Origin of the sequence: Lentzea albidocapillata, assembly GCF_000719115.1 — a bacterium.
In the GTDB taxonomy this organism is placed as follows: domain Bacteria; phylum Actinomycetota; class Actinomycetes; order Mycobacteriales; family Pseudonocardiaceae; genus Lentzea; species Lentzea albidocapillata.
Map to the genome: position 1 here is coordinate 363,839 of NZ_JOEA01000014.1, position 17,996 is coordinate 381,834.

Annotated in this window: 19 protein-coding genes; 6 read left to right on the forward strand and 13 right to left on the reverse strand. The window is 69.5% G+C overall.

Features of this window, described 5'->3' with window-relative positions; genetic code table 11:
* Positions 1-109: 109 nt before the first annotated feature.
* A complete protein-coding gene (locus tag IG04_RS0123350) occupies positions 110-664 on the forward strand; it encodes a copper resistance CopC family protein (protein WP_030478832.1) in 555 nt (184 codons plus the stop codon).
* Here IG04_RS0123350 and IG04_RS0123355 read toward each other — a convergent pair.
* A complete protein-coding gene (locus IG04_RS0123355) occupies positions 608-1,801 on the reverse strand; it encodes an RNA polymerase sigma factor (protein WP_144065310.1) in 1,194 nt (397 codons plus the stop codon). The genes IG04_RS0123350 and IG04_RS0123355 overlap by 57 nt on opposite strands.
* Positions 1,801-2,148, reverse strand: a complete 348-nt coding sequence (locus IG04_RS0123360) for a YciI family protein (RefSeq protein ID WP_030478834.1) — start codon at positions 2,146-2,148, stop codon at positions 1,801-1,803. Before IG04_RS0123360 ends, IG04_RS0123355 begins: the two co-directional genes overlap by 1 nt.
* Before the next feature lie 60 nt (positions 2,149-2,208).
* Between IG04_RS0123360 and IG04_RS0123365 the strand changes: the two genes are divergently transcribed.
* Positions 2,209-4,437, forward strand: coding sequence for a PEP/pyruvate-binding domain-containing protein (locus IG04_RS0123365; protein ID WP_030478835.1), 2,229 nt, complete (start codon positions 2,209-2,211; stop codon positions 4,435-4,437).
* A gap of 32 nt (positions 4,438-4,469) precedes the next feature.
* On the opposite strand, the gene IG04_RS0123370 is transcribed toward IG04_RS0123365, so the two are convergent.
* The 4 genes from IG04_RS0123370 to IG04_RS0123385 all read right to left on the reverse strand — a co-directional run bounded on the left by IG04_RS0123370 (position 4,470) and on the right by IG04_RS0123385 (position 8,797).
* On the reverse strand, positions 4,470-4,760 hold the full coding sequence (locus IG04_RS0123370; protein WP_030478836.1) for an HPF/RaiA family ribosome-associated protein: 291 nt from the start codon (positions 4,758-4,760) through the stop codon (positions 4,470-4,472).
* A gap of 156 nt (positions 4,761-4,916) precedes the next feature.
* The gene (locus IG04_RS0123375) at positions 4,917-5,390 is read right to left on the reverse strand and encodes a TlpA family protein disulfide reductase (RefSeq protein WP_036015511.1); all 474 of its coding nucleotides are present in this window, start codon (positions 5,388-5,390) and stop codon (positions 4,917-4,919) included.
* A 70-nt stretch (positions 5,391-5,460) separates the two neighbouring features.
* Positions 5,461-6,585, reverse strand: coding sequence for a helix-turn-helix transcriptional regulator (locus IG04_RS44175; protein WP_051770495.1), 1,125 nt, complete (start codon positions 6,583-6,585; stop codon positions 5,461-5,463).
* A 187-nt stretch (positions 6,586-6,772) separates the two neighbouring features.
* Positions 6,773-8,797 (reverse strand): ATP-binding protein, encoded by a 2,025-nt coding sequence (locus IG04_RS0123385; protein WP_030478839.1) that lies wholly within the window; start codon positions 8,795-8,797, stop codon positions 6,773-6,775.
* Positions 8,798-9,318: 521 nt separating this feature from the next.
* Here IG04_RS0123385 and IG04_RS0123395 point away from each other — a divergent pair.
* Positions 9,319-10,062 carry a class I SAM-dependent methyltransferase gene (locus tag IG04_RS0123395; protein ID WP_030478840.1) on the forward strand — a complete coding sequence of 248 codons (744 nt, stop codon included), beginning with the start codon at positions 9,319-9,321 and terminating at the stop codon, positions 10,060-10,062.
* 292 nt (positions 10,063-10,354) lie between these two features.
* Here the strand turns inward: IG04_RS0123395 and IG04_RS0123400 are convergent, their stop codons facing one another.
* Entirely contained in the window at positions 10,355-10,855 is a 501-nt protein-coding gene (locus IG04_RS0123400; protein ID WP_051770497.1) for a hypothetical protein, read from the reverse strand.
* Between the two features lie 146 nt (positions 10,856-11,001).
* Here IG04_RS0123400 and IG04_RS0123405 point away from each other — a divergent pair, with 146 nt between their 5' ends.
* Complete coding sequence (locus tag IG04_RS0123405) at positions 11,002-11,985, forward strand: helix-turn-helix domain-containing protein (protein ID WP_030478842.1); 984 nt, start codon at positions 11,002-11,004, stop codon at positions 11,983-11,985.
* 41 nt (positions 11,986-12,026) lie between these two features.
* On the opposite strand, the gene IG04_RS0123410 is transcribed toward IG04_RS0123405, so the two are convergent.
* Positions 12,027-12,944 (reverse strand): helix-turn-helix transcriptional regulator, encoded by a 918-nt coding sequence (locus IG04_RS0123410; RefSeq protein WP_051770499.1) that lies wholly within the window; start codon positions 12,942-12,944, stop codon positions 12,027-12,029.
* A gap of 185 nt (positions 12,945-13,129) precedes the next feature.
* Between IG04_RS0123410 and IG04_RS0123415 the strand changes: the two genes are divergently transcribed.
* Both IG04_RS0123415 and IG04_RS0123420 read left to right on the forward strand, forming a co-directional pair.
* Positions 13,130-13,606: a hypothetical protein gene (locus IG04_RS0123415; RefSeq protein WP_144065308.1), complete on the forward strand. Its 477-nt coding sequence runs from the start codon at positions 13,130-13,132 to the stop codon at positions 13,604-13,606.
* Positions 13,607-13,836: 230 nt separating this feature from the next.
* Positions 13,837-14,352: a lytic polysaccharide monooxygenase auxiliary activity family 9 protein gene (locus IG04_RS0123420; RefSeq protein ID WP_030478845.1), complete on the forward strand. Its 516-nt coding sequence runs from the start codon at positions 13,837-13,839 to the stop codon at positions 14,350-14,352.
* Here IG04_RS0123420 and IG04_RS45470 read toward each other — a convergent pair whose 3' ends face one another.
* The 5 genes from IG04_RS45470 to IG04_RS0123445 form a co-directional block, all read right to left on the reverse strand.
* Positions 14,353-14,556 (reverse strand): hypothetical protein, encoded by a 204-nt coding sequence (locus tag IG04_RS45470; protein WP_051770501.1) that lies wholly within the window; start codon positions 14,554-14,556, stop codon positions 14,353-14,355.
* 119 nt (positions 14,557-14,675) lie between these two features.
* On the reverse strand, positions 14,676-14,840 hold the full coding sequence (locus tag IG04_RS45475) for a DnaJ family domain-containing protein (protein ID WP_084401095.1): 165 nt from the start codon (positions 14,838-14,840) through the stop codon (positions 14,676-14,678).
* Positions 14,837-15,754 carry a prolyl aminopeptidase gene (gene pip / locus IG04_RS0123435; RefSeq protein WP_030478847.1) on the reverse strand — a complete coding sequence of 306 codons (918 nt, stop codon included), beginning with the start codon at positions 15,752-15,754 and terminating at the stop codon, positions 14,837-14,839. Before pip ends, IG04_RS45475 begins: the two co-directional genes overlap by 4 nt.
* A gap of 18 nt (positions 15,755-15,772) precedes the next feature.
* On the reverse strand, positions 15,773-16,780 hold the full coding sequence (locus tag IG04_RS0123440; protein WP_144065307.1) for a hypothetical protein: 1,008 nt from the start codon (positions 16,778-16,780) through the stop codon (positions 15,773-15,775).
* 12 nt (positions 16,781-16,792) lie between these two features.
* Positions 16,793-17,992 carry an MFS transporter gene (locus IG04_RS0123445; protein WP_211257798.1) on the reverse strand — a complete coding sequence of 400 codons (1,200 nt, stop codon included), beginning with the start codon at positions 17,990-17,992 and terminating at the stop codon, positions 16,793-16,795.
* Between the last annotated feature and the right edge of the window lie 4 nt (positions 17,993-17,996).

The window sequence follows — 17,996 nt, forward strand, 5'->3', positions numbered from 1 at the left end:
GCCGCGGGTTACCCAGCTGCATCCGCCGCCAAACCACTCGTTCATCAACTTGATCTACCCTCGGTCCTGAGACTGCCGGACTGATCGACACAGCCACTACGCTGCGCACGTGACGCGTTACCTAAGCGTGCTCGTGCTGGCACTGCTCGCAGCGACGGCCATGGCCGTCCCCGCGCAGGCCCACGCCGAGCTCAAGAGCAGCAATCCGGCGTCCGGCGCGGCCCTGGCGGCTCCGCCCGAGCAGATCGAGCTGGTGTTCAGCGAGGCCGTCCAGCTGCCGGACGGGGACGCGGTCACCGTCACGGGGGCCGACGGCACCACGCTGCCGGTCACCCAGGTACACGCCGTCGACAGGACGATCACGGCGAAGATCGACACCGCCGCGGCCAAGTCCGGCGCGCACACGATCGCATGGTCGGCCAGGTCCGACGACGGCGACACCGTCAACGGCACGTTCAGCTTCACGATGACCGTCGTGGCGCAGTCCACGTCGGCCAGTGCCCCGCCGTCTGCGGTGACGCCGAGCGCGCCCGTGTCGAACGCTCCCCCGTCGACCACGTCCTCCGACTCCGGTGGCGTGCCGGTCTGGGTGTGGATCCTGGTCGGGCTAGCGGTCGTCGTCGGCGCGATCCTCCTGGTCCGCCGCAAGCCGGAGAGCCCGTAGCCGTTCGCCCAGGAGTTCGCGTTCGGCCGGGTGTTCGGCCCGGTCGAGTGCGGCCTCCAGTGCCGCCGCCGGGTCTTTCCCGAGCCGTTGCAGCAGGTCCGCGCGCACGGCGTGGAACAGGTGGTAGCGGTCGAGGTCGAGCGCGTCGACCTCCAGCAACGCCCGCTCCGGGCCTTCCGTCTCGGCCAGGGCGACGGCGCGGTGCAGGGCCACGACGGGGCTCGGCGTGATCGCCATCAGCTGGTCGTAGAGGGCGACGACCTGGTGCCAGTCGGCCGGCGGGTCGCTGTGCACGGCGTTGATCGCGGCCTGGAGCTGGTACGGGCCGGGCCGGTTCCAGCGCAGGCACCGGCGCACGAGGTCCTGGCCCTCCCGCACGAGATCCGCGTTCCACCGCGCCCTGTCCTGGTCCTGGAGCAGGACGATCCTGCCGTCGCGCAGCCGCGCCTCCCGGCGGGACGCGACGAGCAGCATCAACGCGAGCAGCCCCCACACCTCGGGCTCGTCCGGCATGAGCCCCGCGAGCACCCGGCCGAGCCGGATCGCCTCCTCCGCGAGTTCCGCCCGGTCGAGGTAGCCCTCGTTGAAGATCAGGTAGACGACGGCGAGCACGGCCTTCAGACGTTCGGGCAGGTCGGCGTCGCGCGGCACCCGGTACGGGATGCGGGCCGCGCGGATCTTGCCCTTCGCGCGCACGATCCGTTGCGCCATCGTGGGTTCCGGTACCAGGAACGCCTTGGCGATCTCCGCCGTCGTCAGGCCGCCGAGCAGTTTCAACGTCAGCGCGACCTGGGCCGGCAACGCGAGCGACGGGTGGCAGCAGGTGAAGATCAGCCGCAACCGGTCGTCGGGCACGTCCCCCACCTCCTGCTCTTCCGGTTCGTGGTGCAGCAGTGCCGCCTGCGCCTGCTTCTCGTGGCCCTTGGCTTCCCGGCGCAGCCGGTCGATCGCGCGGTTGCGGGCCGTCGTGATGATCCAACCGGCCGGAGCGGGCGGGATGCCGTCGACCGGCCACCGCAGCACCGCCGTGGCGAAGGCGTCCTGCACCGCCTCCTCGGCGAGGTCGATGTCGCCGAGCAGGCGGGTCAGAACGGACACCGCACGGCCGTACTGGGCCCGGAAGACGTCCTCGATCATCAGAACGCGACGGGCCTGATCTCGATCGACAACGGACTGAGCACGCCCGCGAGCCGGCGGCCCCACTCGAGTGCCTCGTCGAGGTCGGCGGCCTGGATGATCGTGAAGCCGCCGATGTGCTCCTTGCCCTCGGCGAACGGCCCGTCCGTCATCAGCACGTCGCCGTCCTTCGCCCTGAGCACGGTCGCGGTCGACGGCGGGTGCAGGCCGGCGGCGAACACCCAGACGCCCTTGGCCTGCATCTCCTCGTTCAGCGCGCCGAGATTCGCCATGATCGGTTCGAGCACCTCGGGCGGCGGGGTCTCACCGTCTGGCTGGTAGATGCTGAGCAGGTACTTCTGCGTCATGGTGGTCTCCTTTCACCCTTTGTACGAACGGGACAGGCCCGTTTCGACGACCATGGCGACATGATCCCGTTGATCCTCCCGCTCGACGACCCGCGAGCCGTGCTGGCCGTGGCCGGCGGCAAGGGCGAGTCGCTGGCAAGGCTCATCCGGGCAGGCCTGCCGGTGCCCGCCGGATTCCACCTCACGACCCGCGCCTACCGCGAGCGGTCGATGGAGGGCGTCCTGGAGGCGTTCCGCGAGCTCGGCGGACCCGTGGCGGTGCGGTCGTCGGCGACCGCGGAGGACCTGCCGGGGCTGTCGTTCGCGGGCCAGCACGACACCGTGCTGAACGTGTCCGAGGACGGGCTGTTCGACGCGGTCCTGCGGTGCTGGGACTCGCTGTGCTCCGAACGCGCCGTCGCCTACCGCGAGCACAACGGGATCACCTCGGCCGAGATGGCGGTCGTCGTGCAACGGATGGTGCCCGCGGAGATCTCCGGCGTGCTGTTCACCGCGGACCCCGTGACCGGGCGGGCCGAGCCGGTCGTCAACGCGGTCCGCGGGCTCGGTGAGGCACTCGTCAGCGGAACAGAGAACCCGGCCGACGTCCTGTCCGGCGACCAGAAGGCGTCGCTGGTCGCCCTGGGTGCGCAGATCGAGGCCCTGTACGGCACGCCGATGGACATCGAGTGGGCGCTGGCCGGGGGCGAGTTCCAGATCCTGCAGGCGCGGCCGATCACGTCGTTGCGGGTCGAGTGGAACGACACGCTCGACGGCGACTACCTGTGGTCCAACGGCAACGTCGGCGAGGCGATCCCCGAGGTGATGACGCCGGTGACGTGGTCGCTGGTGAAGGTGCTGTCGGGCACGGCGATCGGGCCGCACCGGATCTCCGGCAACATCGGCGGCCGCTTCTACCTCAACATCAGCACCTTCACCGCGCTCGGCGCGGCCGTCGGCAGGGCCGGCGAGATGCTGCGCTCCGGCGAGGAGACGTTCGGGCGCATCCCGGCCGGCGTGACCGTGCCGCCGCTGCCGATGTCGCGGGCGGCGATCCTCGGCGCGGTGCTGCGGAGTGCGGGCGGGCCGTTGAAGCAGCAGATCCTGTACCGGACGCGGTTGCCGCGGCTGGTCCGCGACAACCCCGCGCGCTGCGCCGCCGCACGCGAGGCCGTCGCCGCCTGTGCCACGCCGGACGCGCTGCTCGCCCTGTGGCACAACGATCTCGACCAGCTGCTGCGGTTCGTCTGCCCGATCCTCGACGCCGGTGCGCGCATGATCGGGGGCGGGCCGGTGGCGTTGCGGCGCGAGCTCGTGGCGCTGGCCGGCGAGGAGGACGCCGCCACGTTGCTGACCGGGTTCCACGCGGGTGCCGGGCTGTCGAGTGTGGGGCCGCTGATCGGGCTGGCGCGGGTGCGCTCGGGAGAGCTGAGCTGGGAGGAGTACGCGGAGCAGTGGGGTCATCGGTCCCACGACGAGTTCGAGATCCACCAGGCGCGTCCCGCCGAGGACCCGGCGTGGATGAAGACGCAACTGGACGCGCTGGCGGATCCCGTCGCGTTGCTGGAGCGGCAGGCGGCGGCGCGGGCCGCTGCCTGGGACCGGCTGATGGCGGCGCATCCGCGGCGGGCGCAGCGGATCGAACGGCGGCTGGCGCGGATCGGGGCCGGGGCGCGGGCCCGGGAACAGGCACGTTCCGAGATGGTGCGCGCGTTCTGGGTGATGCGGGCGTTCGTGCTGCGAGCCGGGGAGCTGACATCGTCCGGCGACGACCTGTTCTTCCTGCCGATCGACGACGTGCTGCGCGTGCTGGGCGGCGAGACCTCGTTGCTGGACCGCGTTCCCGCTCAACGGCAGGCCTACGAGCGCTATCGCGCGCTGCCGCCCTATCCGGCCGTGATCCGCGGGCGGTTCGATCCGGAGTCCTGGGCCGCCTCACCGGACCGCCGCGCCGACCTCTACGACGCGACCTCGGACGTGCCGATGCCGTCGGACGTCACCGGGTTCCCCGGCTCGGCGGGCGTGGTCGAGGGAGTGGCCCGCGTGCTCGCCAGGATCGACGAGGGCGGGGCGCTGGAATCCGGCGAGATCCTGGTGACGTCGGTGACGAACGTCGGCTGGACGCCGTTGTTCACCCGTGCCGCGGCCGTCGTGACCGATGTCGGCGCGCCCTTGTCGCATGCGGCGATCGTGGCGCGGGAACTGGGCATCCCGGCGGTGGTGGGCTGCGGCAACGCGACGACCCGCATCGCCACTGGGGACGTCATCCGGGTCGACGGTGCTCGGGGCACCGTGCAGAAGGTGCGCTGAGCCCACCACCCGTCCGCCGTGGTGGGCCGTGGTCAGTTGTGCGCGAGCACGCCGTGCATCGAGACGAGCTGACGGCGCATGCGCTCCCGCACCAGGTCGATCACCTCGGTCACCGTGTCACCCTCCGCGTACGCCTGCACCTCGACCCACTTCAGGTCGAGCCGGGCATGCGCGTGGATCACGGACTTGTCCGAGGTCAGGTTGACCCACGCGAAGTCGACCCGGTCCGGCGCGTAGCGGTCCAGCGAGCCGATCCGAGCGGACGCGTAGGCCCTGGCCTGCTCGGGAATGGCCTCCGCGAGCGAGACCTGGATGTAGTCCATCGACACCTGCCTCCTCAAGGCCATGCGGCACCGCCACGTGGCCGGTTCGACGATACGAATCCGATCGCGACGCCGAACCAGGCGTTGGTCCCGACAGCACAGGGACTTTCTACCGAGAAGACGGTGCCACCACCCGACCCGGCGATGTCACCGGGATCAAGTCTTTGGTACCAAAGAGGAAACTCGCTGGTCCAGCTGCTCCTCGGTGGGCGAGCCGGTGAGCAGCTCCACGGAACCGTCGGTGCCCACGAACGCGAACGTCGGCTGCGCGGTGACGCCGAACCGCTTCCACACCGCGCCGTCCAGGTCCGCCAGGTGGGGGAAGGCGGACATCCTGTGGTCGCTTACGAACTTCCTCATCGCGTCGAGCTGGTCCTCCGCCGCGACACCGACGAACTGGACCTTGCCGTGCCGCTTGGCCAGCGCCTCGACCGTCTTCGCCTCGGCGTTGCATGCCGGGCACCACGGCGTCCAGAACCAGAGCACGGCGGGCTGGCCGACGAGCTTGTCGCCGCGGAACTCCGCGCCCTCCAGGGTCTTGGCGGTGAACTGGAACTTCTCGGGCGCCGGCGCCTTCTCCGCGCAGCCGGCGAGCAGCAGGATCCCTAGCAGCAGTCCGAGGACGCGCATTCGCTCCTCACCTCCTGTCCGGACGTACGGCCTTGCGCCGCATCCGGTTCAGCCACCGGGCAGAAGGAAGTCAGGCCTGCGTAGTCCAGGCGGCGATCTGGGCGCGCGACCGCACGCCCAGCACGGACTTGAGGTCACGCACGTCCGCCTCCACGGTCCGCAGCGACACGTGCAGCCCGTCCGCGATCTGCTTGTTCGTCAGGCCTTCCGCGACCATCGCGGCGACGCGCAGCAGCCGTTCGTCGCGCCACGAGAGCGCGGCCTCCTCCGGTTCCGCCTGCGGGCGCGGCGTCGTGACCGACACCCCCGGCAACGCGAACTGCCGGACGGATTCGAGCATCGTGAAGTCGGGTTCGAGCAGTGACCGCGACCGCAGCCGCTCCGCCATCGCCTGCCCGACGGTCCCCGGCGTCAGCGCAAACCTGTGCAGCGCGACCTTCTCGGCCTCGGTCAGCAACTCGTAGCCGCGGTCGAACGCGGCGTGCAGCGACCGATGGTGCGCCGGAGCGTCACGAGGTCCCGTGGTGAGGACGGCGAACCGGTCGTCCAGCCGTGCCACGATCTCCTCCAGCGTCAGCACGCGCACCAGCCGTGCCGCGAGTTCGAGCGCCAGCGGCAACCGGTCCAGCCGCGCGCACACGACGTCCAGCAGCGCGGCGTTCTCGTCGAACTCGCTGTCGAGCGCCACCGCCCGGTCGACGAACAACCGCTTCGCGTCGCGCGCGCCGAGCGGCTTCAGCCGGTACACCTGCTCCCCCGGCACGTGCAGCGGCTCGTGGCTGGTGGCCAGGACGCGAAGCGAGGGGTGCGCGGCGATGAGGTGCGCGCAGTCGGCCAGCACGTGCTCGCAGCCGTCCAGCACCAGCAGACCGGGCCGCGAAGCGTCGGCGAGCAGGTCCGGGACCGTGGTGACGTCCGCCAGTTCTGTCAGCAGGACGTGCTGCCGGTTCGCGATCACCTCGTGCACGAGCCGCGACTTGCCGACCCCGGGCGGCCCGGTGACGGTGACGATCCTGTTGCGCGCCAGCAGTGTGGTGAGCTCGGCCAGCTCGGTGGTGCGGCCGGCGAAGGTGTCGAGGCGTGGCGAGGCGGGGACTACGTCGCGGGCACGTTTGCGGTAGGCGCGCTGACGGCACGCGCCGGAGCAGTACTTGGCGGTGGTGGTCAGCTTGGTGCCGCACTCCTCACACGTCACGAGGAACCGCCAGGGCGCTGCGGGGCAGGCTCGCGCAGGGGTCCCCTTCGGCTTCGGGTCCCCCGCGTCCCACCGTAGCCAGCAGGTCTGACAGTGCGGCTCGTCGCGCCGTCTCCGCCGGCACTGCGGGCACGCCCACTTACCGCGCCCTCGCCGTCCGCGCCGCCAGCGGCTCCGGCACGCCCACTCACCGGGCCCTCGCCGTCCGCGCCGCCAGCTGGGTCCGCGAGCTCAATCCCAGCCGCGACAGCATCTGCGTCACGTGCGACCGCACGGTCGCGACCGAGATCCCCAGCCGCACCGCGATCTCGGTGTTGGTCAGCCCGTCCGCCACGAGATCGGCGATCTCCCGCTGTCGCGCGGTCAGCGGTCCGTCCTGCCGCGGCGTGCTCACGTACGCGAGCAGCCCGGCGTGGTCGAGCCGCTCCCCCAGCGACCAGGCCCGCGACGCCCGCCGTGGCCCGGCGGAGGACAGCGCCAGCTCGCGTGCGTCCGCCACCATGCGGTTCCAGGGCTCCTCCTGCCGTGAGCCCCGTGTCCGGCGGGTGGCGGCCGCGGCGGCCATCAGCACCACGGCGCGGTCGGCGTCGCCCCGGTGTGCCGCCACGATGCCCAGTCCTTCGAGCAGACCTGCTTCCGAGACGGCTGCGGGGGCTCCTACGCGCAGGGCGATCGTGAAGTGGTGCTCGGCCTGGTCGACGTCGTTCGCCGCCAGCGCGATCACCCCCGCGGTGTGCCGGGAGGCCATCAGGCGGAAGCCGTCCCGGACACCGAGCGACAGCGATTCCAGCGCGGCCGCGAGGGCGGCGGTCAGGTCGTTCAGGCGCATCAGGAGCCAGGCGTGGTTGTTCAGGAACGTCATCAGCAGTTCCGGGTCGCCCAGGAAGCGCGCCGCGGCCACCGACCGTTCGTTGGCGGTGTGGGCGCCGGCGAGGTCGGAGTTGATCCCTCGCGCGTAGCCCAGGGTGTTCCACCCGCGGGCCTCCCAGGCCGGCCGGCTCATGGCCGGGTGTGCGACGAGGGCCTCCGCGTACCGCAGCGCGGCCGCCTCGTCGCCGGTGAAGCCGGCTAACCACACCGCGCGGAAGAGCAGCAACTCCGCGTGGGACGTCAGCGGGCCGTGCGCCAGGGCGGTGGACGCCAGGCGCATCGCCTCGTTGTAGGAACGGTGCAGGTACCAGACGTGCACGATGCCCGCGACGAGCCACGTGTGGCGCGAATCGGTGCGCGGGACGCGCCCCACGGCCTGCAGCAGCTGGTGTTCCTGGCTCGCCAGCCACGTGTCCATCCCGGCCGTGACCACCGGGGCCGCCGAGATGGACTGGATGGTCCCGGTCAGCGAGTCGACCAGCAGGTCGAACGTCGCGTCCGTCTCGCCGTTCTCCTCCAGCCGCGCCAGGCCGAACAGGCGGATCGACTCGAGCATCCGGAACCGCGCGCCCGACAACGACGGCGAGCGCACCACCAAGGACTTGGCGCGCAACGAAGCCATCAGTTGCACGACGTCCACCCGGTCGCCGCACACCGCGGCGGCCAGGTTCAGGTCGAAGTCGCCGATCAGCGCGGAGAGCCTGCGAAACGCGGACTGTTCGGCCGGCGGCAGCAGGTCGTAGCTCCAGCCGATCACGGCGTCGAGCGTGCGGTGGCGGGCGGGCACGTCGGTGCGGGCCGCGGCGAGTTCGATCGCCAGCGGCAGGTGGTCCCGCACCGAGTCGGCGAGTTCCGGGGCACCGCCGCATTCCACGAACAACTGCCGCGCGTCGGCCGGAGACAGCGGGCCGACCTCGACGCACATCTCCCCGGCCAGGTCGAGGGGTTCGCGGCTGGTCACCAGGACGCGCAGACGCGGGCACGCGGCGAGCAGCTCCGCCACCGCCGAGGCGGCCTCGTGGATCAGGTGCTCGCAGTTGTCCAGCACCAGGACGCGGTGATCGGCCAGTGCGCGCCGCACGGTCTCGCGCAGCGGCGAACCGGGCTCCTCCCACACGTTCAGCGAGAACGCGATCACGTGCCACAGCAGGTCCGGCCGGCGCACGGGCTCCAGTTCGACGACGGCGTCGCCGAGGCTCAGTTCGGCCGCCAGCCTCGACTTCCCCGCCCCGCCGGGCCCGACGAGCGTCACCAGCCGGTGCCGCCGCAGCAGCCGTCGCACGGTGGTCAGTTCCCGCTCTCGTCCCACCAGACGAGTTCGCGAGTCCAGCGACCACCACATGCGCGCGATTCTAGAAGCGGAGGCAATGCGAACAATCGTCGCCCGAGAAATGCAATACCGCTCACAAACCGGTTTGAACTGCGCGAACACCGATTTCCACAGGCAGGAGCCCGTGTCCAGGTGAAGATGGCGGATGGTCATGTTGCTGACCTGCGGCGGTTGTCTCGTCCAGCTGAAGTTTGCGGTGGTGCAGATCTGTGAGCTGCGGTCCGCAAGGTAGCGCGGACGGATGCGGACGGCTGTCGTCCAGGGCTAGCTTGCGGATTCCTGGCCCTGGGTCGTCGATGTTGGCCAAGGGCCAGGGCGGGAACGAACCGTCTGTCGTGGTCGGGGAGGCCAGGGAATCGGCTCGATCGCGGTGTCCCAGAACGGTGAGGACACTGGCTGTGGGCGTTCGAACTGCTCGCCTGCGAGCGCGAGGGTGTCTCCTTCGATGCCGGGGAGCGCGCTGCCCAAGCGGGCGATTGGCGAGGGAGATGATCTCCTGGCGCCCTGATTGATCACTGGGCAGTATGGGAAACATGCCTGCCATTCCCGAGAGCTCCGCCGTCATCGCCGATGTGGCCGTGGAGAACGACTACGACGGCTTCGCCGAGGCGTACACGGCCGAGAACGAGACCAGCCTCCTCAACGCCTACTACGTCCGGCCCGCGATCGTGGACCTGGCCGGCGACGTGGCCGGTCGACGAATTCTCGACGCCGGCTGCGGTGCTGGTCCTGTGTCCGTGGCGCTACGTGATCGGGGAGCCGTCGTGAGCGGCTTCGACCGCAGCGCCAAGATGGTGGAGCTGGCCCGGCAGCGGCTCGGCGACGACGTGGACCTGCGGGTCGCCGACATAACGGGCCCGCTGCCGTACCCCGACGGCGCGTTCGACGACGCCGTCGCCGCTTTGGTGCTGCACTACCTGGAGGACTGGACCGCACCTCTGGCTGAGCTGCGGCGGGTGCTGAAGCCCGGTGGCCGGCTGATCGTGGTCGTCAACCACCCCATCCTCCTCAAGATGGTGCATCGCGAGACTGACTACTTCGCGACCACCAAGTGGTCCGACGAGTACAACTTCAACGGCCAGAAGGCCGTGCTCACCTACTGGCACCGGCCGCTGCACGCGATGACCGATGCCTTCACCGCAGCAGGCTTCCGCACCGCCGTCATCAGCGAGCCGCCTCCGGCGCCGGAAGCCCACGAACTCTTTCCCGACGAGATGGCGAGGTTCCCCTCCGGGGCCTTCCTGAGCTTCATGTTCTTCGTCCTGGAGGCCGCCTAACTACGGCGTGGCACATGGGTGGCCGCAAGGTCGCGGCATGCTTGCTGACCTTGAGGCTGCGTACAGGCGCTACAGGCCGTTGGCAAGGAACCAACGCGGTTGTTGAGAATGCGCCAACTTCAGGCAGAACGTGTGGCGGCCCGCAAACTAGCTCGGACGCCGTAGCAAGCACCGCAAACTTGCCCTGGACACCGCAATGTTCGGCTGGACAGGATAGCGGTCGGCCAGGTAGGTCCGGACGGCCGGTCCGAGTTGTCCGGACCTACCTGGCGGATGCGGCGCCCCTACGCGGTCACGGGCTCAGGCCGGACGCTGCCGCAACCGCCGGCTTGTCCAGGGGCGGCACCCAGGGCCTCCCCACAGTGGGTCCGACGCAGACGCTGTTGCCGCGATAGCAAGTGAAGTATTCGAGGCCGTCGTAGGGGTTTCCGCTGGTCATCCAGACATCGACCGAGTAGGCCCCGCCTTCGACGTTCGCGGTGAGGGCAAGGGACGCGGGTCCGGACCTGTTGGACCAGGTGCTGGAACTCTGCCAGTCCAGCCAGGTCCCTGACCACGCCTGCGCGTAGATCCGCCGGTCCCCGACGGCCTTGAAAGCTCCGTCGACACCGACCGACCGGTTGTAGAAGGTGACCGTGCCTTTGTAGTAGCTCGCTCCGACCTCGATCGAGAAGGTGCTGGTGGGGTAGGCGGCGGCGGTGGCAGGCGCCGCCGCCGCGAAGACCATCCCCGCCGCCGACGTCACCGCGGCCACGACCGCCCCGATCTTCCTTCTGCGGTTCTTTGCCTTCATCGTGTCTCTCAGCCTCACTGTGACGACCACTCCCAATTCTTCGAGTACGGGTGTTCGGCTAACACCACTCAACCCCGCGTGGACCTCGCGCCGGAAAGCATTCGAGCCAGTTCAAATCCGCCGCGACGACTGCTAGCGTCGGGGCAGTGCTCACGCTGCGTGTAGACGCCGACACGGTCGCCAGGACACGGTTGGCGCCTTCCCCGGCGTCGGAGTCCGTGGCGTGGCTGAAGCTCACCGCCGCGTCGGGACGGCACCCGGTGTTCGGAGATCCCGGACCACTCGCCCGCGCGTCTCTTGCCCATCCGGACGTCGCCCTGCTCGCGGACCTGTTGCCGCAGAACGGCGACACCTACACGCCCGATCTGCTCACCCCGCAGCCGGGAACGGACGCGCAGCGCCGAGACGTGCTCGACGAGCAGATCGCGCAGATCGAGGCGGCAGCGCAGGACGACCTCGAAACCCAGCTCTTCACCTACACGCGGACCCACTGGAGCAGGCCGCTGCGGCCCGCGACCCGCCGGATCGCGGAGTCGGGACGGATGCAGCGACGTCTCGCGAACGGTCTCGCCCGGTTCTGGCGGGATGCGCTCTCCGACGGTTGGCCTGAACTGCGCTCGATCATCGATCAGGACATCGCCCAGCGCGCGACGGCCATCGTCACCCATGGCGTCGGCCGGGCGCTTGGAGCACTCCACCCCGACATCGACTGGACCGGGGACGCGGTCACCCTCGCCACGTCGTGGGACGGCGACATCGACGTCACCGGCCGTGACCTGGTCTTCGCCCCCAGCGTGCTCGGCAGGCCCGACGTCGTCGTCCAGGTCGACACCCCCGGGAAGTTCGTCCTGTACTACCCCGCCCAGCGGATCGGCGCCGGTCGGGACCGCAGGTCCGGAAGCATCGAGCAGGTGGTCGGCAACGTCCGGGCGGCCCTGCTGGCCGATCTCGAAACCGCCCGGTCCACCGCGGAACTCGCCACCCGGATCGGATACACCCCGGGCACCGTCTCCTACCACCTCAGCGCACTGCACCGCGCACGTCTCGTCACCAAAGTCAGAGCCGGGCGCTACGTGATGTACCAGCGGACCGCACGGGCGGCAGGTCTGCTGGAAGAAGCACGCGGCTAGATGCCGCTCGCGTGCCAGGTCGTCGAAGTGCTGTCCCAGTCTCAGGAACCGGGTTCCCGCCGATCCGACGGCGGCGGAGGAGTCCGGATGGCGACGTCGATGCTGCCGCCCAGGAAGATCTCGCCGTGCAGGCCGTCGAGGGTGAACATGTCGGTGGGGGCGTGGCCGGTCAGCGCGCGGAAGTCGAGATTGAGGTGCGGCTGGTCGGTGTAACCGCAGGTCGCGGCGATGTCGGACCAGCGCGGCGGGTCCGGCTTGGTCATCAACCGGATCGCGTGGTGCAGCCGGGCGATCCGGGCCACAGTCTTGGGGGCCAGCCCGACCTGCTCACGGAACCGGGCGTGCAGGTGCGCACGCGTCCAGCCGACCTCGTCGGCGAGTGAGCTGATCGTGGTGCGCCCGGCGGCGGTGATCAACCGCTGCCAGGCGGCCTGCACCGGCAAGGCCAGCCTGGGACCGTCGAGCATCCACTCTGACAGCCGTTCGTCAAGCAGTCGGAACCGGGCGGTCCAGCCGCGGGCCTCGGCGAGCTGTTCGGTCAGCCGCCGGGCGCGGGCGCCGAGCAGGTCGATCAGGCCGACGCGGGTGTTGGCCAGTTCCCGCAACGGCATGCCGAACAACGCGTGGGCGCCCAGCGGGGTCAGTTCCACGGTCATGCCGCGTTCCCGACCGGCTTGCTCGAACACCATCGGCCGGTCACTGAGTCCGCTCACCGGTGACACCGCCGCTGATGGTGGTGGCATGCCGGCCTCGGCCGTGATCATTCGCCGGCTGGGGGTGTCGAGGTCGATGGCGACGGTGATCGAGCCCAGCGCGGCGACACGTCGCAGAATCGGCTGGGTGTGGGTGCGGTCCTGCCCCAGGTAGATCCCGACGTGCCGGGACAGCCTGGGGTGCGGCGGGCGCGCGACCAGGGGTGCGTTGTCGTAGTCGTGGGACACGGTTTCCTGGCGGTCCATGACCTCAACCCCCTGGAATGCCGGTTGCCACCCGTACGTCCACCTTACATTTTTCCAAGCCTGGGGCACGTGGCGATCAGTAGTTTCGGCAGGGCAACGCGTGACCGCGAAACCGTTGCCGGGGGACACACTCATTTATCGCACGAGAACTCTCCTGACTCAATCCGGACAATAGGGGGCCGTTTATGCGAACGCTTTCCAGGTTATTGGTCGGCCTTTTTTCGGTGTTGTTCCTTGCCGGCTTCAGCACCGTTCCCGCCTCAGCTGCCGAGACCGCTCGGGCCGAGACCTCGGTGACAATTCAGGCTCTGTGCCATCCGTGCAACGGATTCAGGTATCAGAACCCCGGTTCGAAGGCTGTCTACGTGGTGATCGACGGCCTCCGGCACTACGTCCCCGACCCTACGACCTACTTCAACCTGTGGGGCGGCTGGGATGGGCTGCGTCCTGACGGCAGCACCATCACCATCGGGGATTCATTGATTCATGGAGCATTCCTTGCCAAGGAAGTCGAAACAGGCAAGGTATATCTGGTCGGCCGCACCAAACGCTGGATCCCGAGCCCGACCGTGTTCAACCAGTACGCGTTCGACCCGTCCAAGATCCGCTCGATGAGCCGGGCAAGTCTGCCCGCGGCGGGACCCAACATCCCCGGACGGTGAATCGCCGGTTTCAGGATGTCTCCGGCACCTGACATCCGTTGATGACCGCCTTGCCGGGTGATCACCGTTGCCGCGGTGATCACCCGGCGAGGACGCGGTCGGGGCAGGGCGCGCCACACCAGCCGTCAGCCACGTCTTGTGTCGCCGCGATTACGCGCGGTATGGTCTAGACCTTCAATCGCCGCCGCGATGTAACGGGAGTACGCACACATCAAGGCAAAGGAAGACACATGAAGATTGGACGTAAGGTTACGGCCGCCATGGCCGGCGTTCTCGCTGCACCGTTGATCGTCGTGGCACTCCCCAGCGGCACGGCGTTCGCGCACGGCTACGTGAACTCGCCTCCGAGCCGTCAGGCGCAGTGCGCCGCCCGCACGATCTCCTGTGGCGCCATCCAGTACGAACCGCAGTCGGTCGAGGGCCCCAAGGGTCTGCAGAGCTGCCACGCCAACCTGTCGCAGTTCTCCGAGCTGAGCAACGACAACAAGGGGTGGAGGGTCACCAACACCGGCCGTTCGGTGACGTTCAACTGGACGTTCACCGCGCGGCACCGCACGCGTGACTACGACTATTTCGTCGACGGCCGCAAGGTCGCGACGTTCAGCGGCAATAACCAGCAGCCGCCGGCCAACGTGCAGCACACCGTGAACGTGGGTTCGGCCGGCAGGCACAAGATCCTGGCCGTGTGGAACATCGGTGACACGCCGATGGCGTTCTACTCCTGCATCGACATCAACGCGAGCTGATCACTCTCCGCGTGAGGTCCCCTTCCTCTCACGCAGCAGCTCGCCGACGTCGAACGGCATCAGGTTCAACGGCGGACCGGACAACGGTTTCCGCAGCGCGTCGAGGATCTCCGCGTTCATCCGCTCGATGATCGAGCGCGCCTCCTCGTCGGTCGCGGCCGCCAGGGCACGGGCCCTGGCGGTCTCGGCCTGCCTGCGCAGCACCAGGGAAGGGGGCAACCCTGCCGTGCCCTCTTCCTCCCGGACCTTCTTCCTGATCCGCCAGTCTTCTTCTGGGGCCTGTATCGAAGTCTGGTTCGATGAGAGTCGCGCTTGAGGCCCGGCTATCGCGGATCAGACTTCGATACAGGCCCCAGCGCCTCACCCGCGCCGGGCAACGGTTTGCCCGCGCTCGGCAGGTTGTCGAACTCGCCCCGCTCCTGGGCTTCGCGGATCTGCCTGTCGATCCACGACTCGAAGCCCATTCCGGGCGGTTTCCGTTGTGTCATGGGGAGAACCTCCTGACCGCGGCCCCGATCGCCTCTCCGAAGGCGGGGCTGCCCTTGTGGCCACTGTCGTCCACGAGGGTCAGCTCGGCGTCCGGCCACGCCTGCGCGAGAGCGTAGGCCGTGTCCGGCGTGCAGCTCATGTCCCTGCGGCCGTGGATCAGCGCGGCCGGGATGCCGGCCAGCTTGCCGGCGCCACCCAGCAGATCATCCACGAAACCGCCGCGCGAGTAGTAGTGCGCGATGATCCGCGCGAGCGCGATCACCTCGCCGGACGCACGGTCGGCGAACACGTCCGGCTTGCCGAAGTTCTCCAGCGACAGCACGGTGTCCTCCCACCGGCACCACTCCAGCGCCGCCTGCTCCCGGACGTCGTGATCCGGGCTCTCCATCAGGTCCGCGTACGCGCGGACGACGTCGGGCGCGCCACCGGCATGCGCGCTGAACCGGGCCCAGGCCTCCGGGAAGAACCGGGAAACACCCTGGTAGAGCCAATCCAGCTCGCGCTGCGACGACAGCGTGACCGCGATCAGGATCATCTCCGACACCCGCTCGGGATGCCGCTGGGCGTAGGCGACCGCGAGTGTCGTGCCCCAGGAACCGCCGTACAGCAACCACTTCTCGATGCCGAGGTGCTCACGGAGCTGCTCCATGTCCGCGATCAGGTGCTCGGTGGTGTTGACGCTCATGTCCGCGGCCGGGTCGCTCGCGTGGGGAGTGCTCTGGCCGCACCCGCGCTGATGGAAGATCACGATGCGGAACTTCGCCGCGTCGAGCGACTTCCGCGCGCCCTTCGCCGGGCCGCCGGGGCCGCCGTGGAGGAACACGGCGGGCTTGCCGCCGGGATCGCCGACGGTCTCCCAGTAGATCCGGTTGCCGTCGCCGACGTCGAGCATGCCCTGGTCGTAAGGCTCCATGAGAACGAGCGTACCGAGCTACACCGACAAGATCTTCCAGGTCAGTCCGGCGTCGTCCGACCGGTGGACCTCGGCGAACTCCTGGCCGGGCCCGCCGCGCACCAGCGTGGCGTGGCGCGGGTCCGAGAACGCCAGGTCCTCGAACGGTGGTCCACCCAGTGTGAGCGGCGTGTCCCACTTCGCGCCGGCACCGCGGTGCACGAACGACCAGTCGCGTCCGGTCGCGGCCACGAGCGCCGCCTCCGATGACACCGCGAAGCCCGTCGTGATGCCCTCGCGCGGCGGCACGCTGACGGTCTTGAACGGCCCACCGCCCACAGCCTGACGCAGTTCCTTCGTCATGTTCCCGAAGCCGGGATCGAAGCTGCACAACGCATAACGGTCGGCGCCGACCGTGCCGAGCCGGGTGGCCGAGAACTCCGTGCACGGCGCCGGTTCCTCCAGCCAGCCCGCCGGTGACCGCGTCCAGTACCGGTTCTCCACGCCGATCGTCGACAGTGAGACCTGACCGGGAGCGATCTCACCATGCGACTGACCCTTGACCTCGACGCCCGGCACCGGCTGCCACGAGCCGAACCACAGCTCGCGGTGGAACAGCCGCGACGACGTGCCGTCGTAGATCACCGCGAGGAAGCCGGAGTCGTCGAAGCCCAGCGCGCCAACGGTTCCCTTGATGCCGGACGGTTCCCAGCGCGTGCCACCGTTGCTGGTGACGAACAGCTGCTCGCCGTCGGTCACCATGCCCGCCGCGTCGTTCGCGAACAACACCCGCAGCCGGTCGGTCTCCGGCACGGACAGCGCCGGGGTCTTCACCCGCGTCCACGACGCGCCGCCGTCGAGCGTGCGGACGAGCTGCGGGCAGTTCGCGGTCTGGCACAGGGTGTCGAGGCCCAGGACGAAACCCCGGTCAGCGGACGTCCACGAGGTCGACGCGGGCACGACCCCGGTGCCCGCCCGCGCGACGGAGGCGGTCGATCCGGTCAGCAGCAACGAAACAGCAAGAACAGCAATGCGTTTCCCCCACATCGCCTTCTCCCCTCAAGAGGCTGCTTCCCACTCAACACCTCTCGCCCGTGCGGCGGCAACCACCCACAACGACACCAAAACCCCCGCGCCGCCCGCGATCACGAGAATCAGCTGCGGCCCCAGCACGTCGATGAGCAGACCACCGGCGATGTACGACACCGCGGCCGCCACGCCGATCCCGCCGTAGAAGTTGCCGAACACCCTGCCTGTCCGATCACCGGGCACGAGCCGCTGGATCAGCGTGCTGTGCGCGACGTCCATCGCCGCGATTCCCAGTCCGCGCACCGCTTGCAGCGCGAACGCGGACGCGACGCCCCACGCCAGGCCGGTGAACAGGTTGCCGGCACTGCTGATCAGGAACCCGGTGACGAGCAACGCGACCATGCTCCACCGCGCAGAACCCTTGGCCAGCAACGCATAGCCGATCAGCAGACCAATACCCACCGCGCCGAGCACGACACCGGCCACGCTCTCCGACTCACCGAAGACCCCCATGGTCAGCTGCAGCACGGCGACGTCGTCGATGGCGGTGCACGCGACGACCCCGCAGAAGCCGAGGAACATGATCCGCAGCGCCCGGTTGCGCCAGATCTCGCTCACCCCGGCCTTCACGTCGGTGAACACCGTCTCCCCCGGCTCGGCCGGCACCACGAGTTTCGGCAGGCGCAGCAACAGCAACGCCGACAGGCCGAACGAGACCGCGTCCACGAGCAGCACGCCACGGGTGTCCATGAACTGCAGCAGCACGGCGGCGAGGAACGGCCCGATGACGTCGGCGCTGTTGGATCCCAGGCCCAGCGCGGTGTTCGCCTGCGCGAGGTCCTTCGGGGCGACCAGGCTCGGCACCGCCGCTCGCGAGGCGGGGATGAAGACCTGCCCGATCACGGCCCGCACGCCCACCAGCGCGAGCAGGATCGGCAACGGCGGCAGCGTGAGCGCGATGACGGCCAGCAGCACGCCCTGCGCGACCTCGCAGACGATCATGACGGTGCGCCGGTCGAACCTGTCGCTGATGACGCCCGTCAGGGGGCTGAGCAACGACGGCGCGAAGTCGCCCACGAGCAGCAGCGCCGCCACCGCGATGGCTTTCCCCAGCACGGACTGCACGTGCACCATCAGTGTGACGAGACTGAGCGCGTCCCCCACAACAGAAACGACCCGTGCCGTGCTGAGCACGCGCAACGGGCCGTTTTCCTTCAGAAGCGTCAGCACATGG